Consider the following 6,073-nt stretch of genomic DNA (forward strand, 5'->3'; position numbering starts at 1 on the left):
GAAGGGGCGTCCATACACGTCCGGCGTGACGTAGCCAATGGCGCTATGCAGGCGGGCGTTGTTATACCAGTCGACCCATTTCAGGGTTTCCCATTCGACTTGACCAACCGACTTCCAGGGGCCGAGGAACTTGATGACCTCGGTCTTGAACAGGCCGATGATGCTTTCGGCCAGAGCATTGTCATAGGAATCTCCGACGCTGCCGACTGATGTGTCGATGCCGGCCTCGGTGAGCCGCTCGGTGTATCGGATCGACAGGTATCGGCTGCCCCGATCGCTGTGATGGATCAGCTTGTCGGCCTCGGACGGCGTCCTCTGGCAGATGGCCTGGTTCAGGGCATCGAGGACGAAGCCGGTGGTCATCGAAGTCGAGACACGCCAGCCAACGATCTTCCGGGCGAAGACGTCGATGATGAAGGCCACGCAGACCATCCCTTGCCAGCTTGAGACGCAGGTAAAGTCGCTGACCCACAGCTGGATCGGCATGTCCGCCACGAAGGCTCGGTTCACCTTGTCGTCCGGGCAAGGTTGTGCCGTATCGGGGTTGGTCGTGATGACCTTCATGCCGCGCGCAACGCCTTGTAACCCCATGACCCTCATCAGCCGCTCTACCGTGCAGCGGGCGATACCGTGACCGCTGCGGCGTAACTGGTGCCAGACCTTGCGCGCGCCATATCGCCCACGGCTGCCATCGAACGCATCCTTGATGGCAGCCATGTCCAGCCGATCCTGCCTGATCCGGTCCGATGCCAGACCGGGATCACGCTCCACGGCCTTGAAGGCGTAGAACGTCGATGGTGCGATCTCCAGAACCCGGCAGATCGGCCCGACACCAAAGACGTCACGGTGATCATCAATGAACGCGATCACTTGCGAAACGGGCGGTCGAGCTCCGCCGCAGCGAAATATGCGCTGGCCTTCTTCAGGATCTCGTTGGCCTGGCGCAGTTCACGGACCTCGCGCTCCAACTCCTTGATGCGATCCTTCTCGGCGCTTGTCGGTCCAGAGCGCTGACCGGCATCACGTTCGGCCTGCTGACACCATATGCGCAGGCTGTCGGGCGAACAGCCAGGCTTCGGTGCAATTGCCTTGTAAGCCGCCGTATCGCTGGAATAATCGGCACGGTTCTCTCGAAACAACCGAACACCGCGTTCGCGAAGTTCGGCCGGATAGGCGGGGGTGAATCTCTGCTTTGTCATAGGGCTCATCCTTTGAGTGTTTTTCTCTCCGGTAAACCCGGGCGGTTCACACGACCAAGGAGGCCACCGTCAAACGCTTCCATGACGACAGCCACGACCAGTTCCGAGCACATCTGACGGACTTCATGGCGGCTTACAGCTTCGCGCGCAGGCTCAAGACCCTCGGCGGTCTCACGCCATACGAATACATCTGCAAGATCCGGACATCAGAGCCTGACAGATCCATCCTGAACCCGATCCACCAGATGCCGGGACTGAACAGCTGGTCATTTACGACCGCGAGCCTTAGCGTTTGGCCAACCACGACCAGGAGCGGATGTGAACGGCGGCCCCTCGATCATCGGATTTCGCAAGGACAGGATCGGAGCGCGGCTGATCGGTTTGCTGAACATCCTGCGGCTGGGGCGGAAATTCGACACCCAGGCCCGGTTTCTGTGGCTGGCCGAACCGGATGGACCCTATCCCGAACTGGTCGATCCGAACGATTTCCTGCAGGCCGATTTCGTCGCCCGCCATATCGGAATCGTCAGCCGCAAGCCGAATCTGGATGCGAGAACGAATCTGACGGCGATCTCGCCGATCGTGGACGCGGCGCAATTCTCCCGCAATCTGGCCGAGGGGCAGCGATTTCACAGCGACGCGGCCTTCGAGGCCGTCACCTTCATGGGCGAGGATGTCGCCGCGGCAAGGGCGGAAATCGCGGCCATTGCAAAGACCTTGCCCCTGGCCCGGCGGCTGAAGGCGGAATTGCGGTCGGCGCGCGCGAAGCTGGAGGCCTGGGGCGGGTCGCTGGAGGAGGCCAGCGCGATCCATCTTAGACGCGGTGATCTGCTTGACGGAGAGCCGTGGTCGCTCAGTTCTTGGCCTGAAAAATATGTGCCTGACGAATTCTGCCTGGCCTGGACCGATGCCACAGAGGGGCCGGTGATCGTCTTCAGCGACACGCCGGGGGCGGCGGCGCATCTGGCGGCCGCGCATGAGCGGATCGTGCCGGTGGACCGGCTGCTGGATCTGGGGGCGCTGAAACCGGCTGAACGTGACGTGCTGGAGGTGATGCTGATGGCCGGTTGCGCGCATATCGGCGCGCCGGGCGGCAGCGCGTTCTCGCGCGCGGCCGCCGCGATGGGCAGCGCGCGCCTGATCGCCCTGCCCAGGGAATTGCCCGACGCGGTTCGTCTGCAAGCCTCCCAGCACCTGCTGGAACGGGTGATCGGCCGGCCCGGCAGCTTCTATGCCAGCGGCGATCTGGCGCAATCGGCGCAATTCGCCGCCAGCCACGCCGATGCGACGGGACAGGGGATGGTGCTGGCGACGGCGCTGTCTTCGCGGCCCGACGACATTCGCCGCCATCCCTTCCTGCGCCGTATCGTGGCGCTGAGTGCACTGCACGCGGGCGATGACGCGCTGGCCGCACGGGCGGCGCGCGCGGCCATGGCCGATCCCCGCATCCTGCCGCGGGACAGAAAGCTGTGCCAACAGGCGCTGGATCTGATCGCCGCGCGCAAGGCCCCCGACGATCCGGCCAGTGCCGATGCCTTCCTGGGTTGGCTGTTTTCGCTGAAAACCAGTGAAGCCGGGCTGCGCGATGCTTTCGCCCGGCTTTATATCGGGCGTGATTGTCCGGTCTCGCGGATGCTGATGATCGCCCCGAAACTTGCGAAATCGCTGGCTGCGCGGGATCCGGCGGCCGGATCCGCCGTCGCGCCCGGTTGGTCCTATCTCTGCGATTGGGAGGAATTGCTGAAGGACGAGGCGGCCCGGCAGGGGATGCGCCGCTGGCCGGAACTGCCGCAAAAAATGGCCTTTCTTGATCTGCGGCCGGAACCGCCGGAAGCGGCGCTGAAAGCCGGCAAGGCCCCGCCTGATCCGGGGCCGGATCGGGCCGCATGGCTGGGCCTGGCGGCGGCGATCCTGTCGCTGCACGGCCGCTATGCCCGTGCTTTGCGGCTGCTGCACTGGCTGGACCGGGTGCGGCCCGGCGAAGTCCTGACCCGCAAGCGGCTGGCCGATACCTGCTGGCGGCTGGGAAATGTCGGGGCGGCCGAGGAATTCCTGGCCGACGCCATCGCGCTTTGCCCTGACAACCCGCTTTTGCATCTGTCGATGGCGCGGCGCGCGGCAGCCCTGGGCCGTGCGGGGCAGGCACTGGACGCGCTGGAACGAGCCGAGGCAATCTGGCCGGACCGGGCCAGCCTGCGCTGGCAAGGCAGAGTGCTGCGCCGCAAACTGGCCGATCCGTGACCGCACCTTCCGCGTCGTGATCGCCCGCCCCTTTTCATCGCCCGCCCAATGGCCTATCTGGCCTCGCAAAGACAGGGGATCCCGCAGATGGCCAAGATTACCTATATCGAGCATAACGGCACCCGGCACGAAGTCGATGTGAAGACCGGAATGACCGTGATGGAGGGCGCGCGCGACAACGGCATCCCCGGAATCGACGCCGATTGCGGCGGCGCCTGCGCCTGTTCGACCTGTCATGTCTATGTCGATCCGGGATGGGTGGATCGACTGCCGGCCAAGGATCCGATGGAAGAGGACATGCTGGATTTCGCCTATGAGCCCGATCCCGACCGGTCGCGCCTGACCTGCCAGCTCAAGGTGACCGACGACCTGGACGGGCTTGTGGTGCAGATGCCCGAAAAGCAGATCTGATCCCTCAGCCGGTGTGATCGCGCATCCGCGCGGCGACGCCCTGGGCCCAGCGATCGGCGGCCGCGCCGAAGCAATCGTGGATCGAATCCGCTGCGATCACGCTGCCCATCGCCAGCCGACCCAGCAGGCAGAGGCCGGGCTGAACGCTGCCATCTCGGCCGATCAGCCGCCCGTCCGGCCTGATCCGCGCGCCAAGCCCCTTCTCGATCGCTGTCACGCGGCCTGAATCGATCAGCCCCCGCATCAGCGGATCGTCCAGCCGTCCCAGATCGGGCGGCGGCAGGACCGCATCGACCATCGCCGCGACCTCGGCGGTGGTATCATGTTCGACCAGCCGCCAGCCGGTGCCGGTCATCACGATATCGGGGTCGTGGGCCGCGCGGGGATCGACCAGACCGTCCTGGATCAGGATCAGCAATTCCTGGGCCGAGGCGACGGGCGGCCCGTAGGAGAAGCGTTTCAGCCCGTCATCGAAGCCCACGATGGCCGCCGCCGTCGCCGGTGCCGCCGGGTTGGGATTGAAGCCCTGCCGCAGGGCGTTCTGCCATTTCCGCATGAGCTGGCCGGTGACATAACCGGCCGAGGGCGGCGCGCGCCCATGCGCCTCGTCGATCGCCGCGCGCAGCGCCGTGGCCGCCGGGCGATCCTCCTGCGAGCCGGGTTTTTCGCGTTCGGCAGACAGCCATGCATTCAGCGCCCCGGCATCGGCGGCACCGCCGGTGTCGGACAGGATCCGCAGGACGGGGCCGTGAATGGCATCGCAGATGATGGCCAGAGCCTGGTCCGGACCTTCCGCCATCGCCTGCGCGACGGCCGCGCGAAAGGCGCGGGTTTCGGTCTCGGTCGGCTCGAAACGTGCATCCTGCGTGGCATCGGCGGGCTTGGGCGCCGGCGCGTGGCCGTCCAGCGAAAAGGGCAGGATGCGCGCGGGTTCGCGGCCTGACCGGTGGTATCGGCCGTCGGCGAAGCGTCCGCCCAGGCCCAGCGTCAGCAGCCGCACCACGTCCAGCGTCGACAGGCCGAGACCACGCACGCCGACGGGCTTGCCGGCCCAGTTCTGCGCCTGACGCAGCAGCCGGTGATCGGGATAGGCCGCGACCAGGTCAAGGCCGTGCCGTTCGGCATGATCGCGCCATGTCTCCAACTGTTTGTCGGGCATCGTGGCGGGCTGGCCCTGCGCCAGCAGCACCTCGTCATAGGGGCCGTGACGCGACGCGCCATCCTCCAGAAACCAGGCCTCGTTGCGGCGCCGGATGCCGGTGATCCGGCGCGGCGTGACAGCGATCCCGGTCCGCGCCATCAGCCGTGCCAGCCGCGCGGCCAGATAACCGCCCAGTTCGGCCCGCGCCGGAAAGCGTTCGGCCGCTGCCGGGCCGCCCGTTCCTTCCGCGAAATCAGCTCCGTCCCAGGGCGCGCGGCCCAGATCAATCGATCGCAGAGGCAGGTTCAGCTTGCAAAGACCGCTTTGATCCGGGCTGAAATTCGGCCCGGCGCCGGGCCAGGGACGGGGGTCGAAAATCTCGATTCGAAAGGCCGCGTCCCGGTCGCGGCGGATCAGCGCCTCAAGCGCGCCAAGGGCGCGCGGACCCGCGCCGATCACCGCGATCCGGCATGTTTCGGTTCCGGTCGTCATGTCCTGCCGTTCCATTTCCTGCCTCGCGGCACAACGCGCGGCGGGCAGGCCGGGTTGCCGGCGCCATGTGGCGTCAGCGCAGGGCCGCCAGCGCCGCGCCCAGATCCAGCGCCCCGTCATAAAGCGCGCGTCCCGAAATCGCGCCCGCGATCACCCGCGTTCCGGCCAGAGCCTGCAAATCCGCCAGCGAAGCAACCCCGCCCGAGGCAATGACAGGAATGTTGACCGCCCGCGCCAATGCCTCGGTCGCGGCCAGGTTGGGCCCACCCATCGCGCCGTCGCGGTCAATGTCGGTATAGATGATCGCAGCCACGCCCGCGTCCTCGAAGCGATTGGCCAGATCGGTCGCGCTGACGGCGGTTTCGGTGGCCCAGCCGCGCGTCGCGACACGGCCGGCGCGGGCGTCGATGCCGACGGCGATCCGGCCCGGAAAGGCATCCGCCGCCTCGCGCACGAGATCGGGATTCTCGACCGCGACGGTGCCCAGAATCACCCGCCTCAGACCGCGATTCAGCCAGGTTTCGATGGTGGCCATGTCGCGGATGCCGCCGCCCAGCTGGGCCGGGATGTCGATCGCTGCCAGTATCGC

General features: G+C 66.6%; 5 protein-coding genes, 1 pseudogene and 1 other annotated feature. Of the genes and pseudogenes, 3 read left to right on the forward strand and 3 right to left on the reverse strand.

The genetic code is table 11. From position 1 onward, the window contains the following. Positions 1-1,199, reverse strand: a protein-coding gene (locus B4A72_RS14080) for an IS3 family transposase (RefSeq protein WP_292978896.1) whose coding sequence is annotated in 2 segments (ribosomal slippage) — positions 1-899 and positions 899-1,199 — 1,200 coding nt annotated over the 2 segments. Because the reading frame shifts where the segments join, the coding sequence is not laid out codon by codon here. This gene is flagged as partial in the annotation. Then, positions 796-912 (reverse strand) — a sequence feature (AL1L pseudoknot). Its footprint overlaps the gene before it by 117 nt. Positions 1,200-1,237: 38 nt before the next feature. Here B4A72_RS14080 and B4A72_RS14085 point away from each other — a divergent pair. The 3 genes and pseudogenes from B4A72_RS14085 to B4A72_RS14095 all read left to right on the forward strand — a co-directional run. Further along, a pseudogene (locus B4A72_RS14085) lies at positions 1,238-1,462 on the forward strand (IS481 family transposase); the annotation flags it as partial. Between the two features lie 55 nt (positions 1,463-1,517). Beyond that, the gene (locus B4A72_RS14090; RefSeq protein ID WP_292955888.1) at positions 1,518-3,440 is read left to right on the forward strand and encodes a tetratricopeptide repeat protein; all 1,923 of its coding nucleotides are present in this window, start codon (positions 1,518-1,520) and stop codon (positions 3,438-3,440) included. A gap of 87 nt (positions 3,441-3,527) precedes the next feature. Next, entirely contained in the window at positions 3,528-3,851 is a 324-nt protein-coding gene (locus tag B4A72_RS14095) for a 2Fe-2S iron-sulfur cluster-binding protein (protein ID WP_292955891.1), read from the forward strand. 4 nt (positions 3,852-3,855) lie between these two features. Here B4A72_RS14095 and B4A72_RS14100 read toward each other — a convergent pair whose 3' ends face one another. Together B4A72_RS14100 and B4A72_RS14105 are read right to left on the reverse strand one after the other, a co-directional pair. Continuing rightward, the gene (locus B4A72_RS14100) at positions 3,856-5,484 is read right to left on the reverse strand and encodes an FAD/NAD(P)-binding protein (protein ID WP_292978898.1); all 1,629 of its coding nucleotides are present in this window, start codon (positions 5,482-5,484) and stop codon (positions 3,856-3,858) included. Between the two features lie 73 nt (positions 5,485-5,557). Next, positions 5,558-6,073: HisA/HisF-related TIM barrel protein (locus tag B4A72_RS14105; RefSeq protein WP_292978900.1), on the reverse strand; the 516-nt coding region annotated here is incomplete at its 5' end.

The sequence above is a fragment of the Paracoccus sp. UBA5162 genome (assembly GCF_002413585.1).
Taxonomy (GTDB): domain Bacteria; phylum Pseudomonadota; class Alphaproteobacteria; order Rhodobacterales; family Rhodobacteraceae; genus Paracoccus.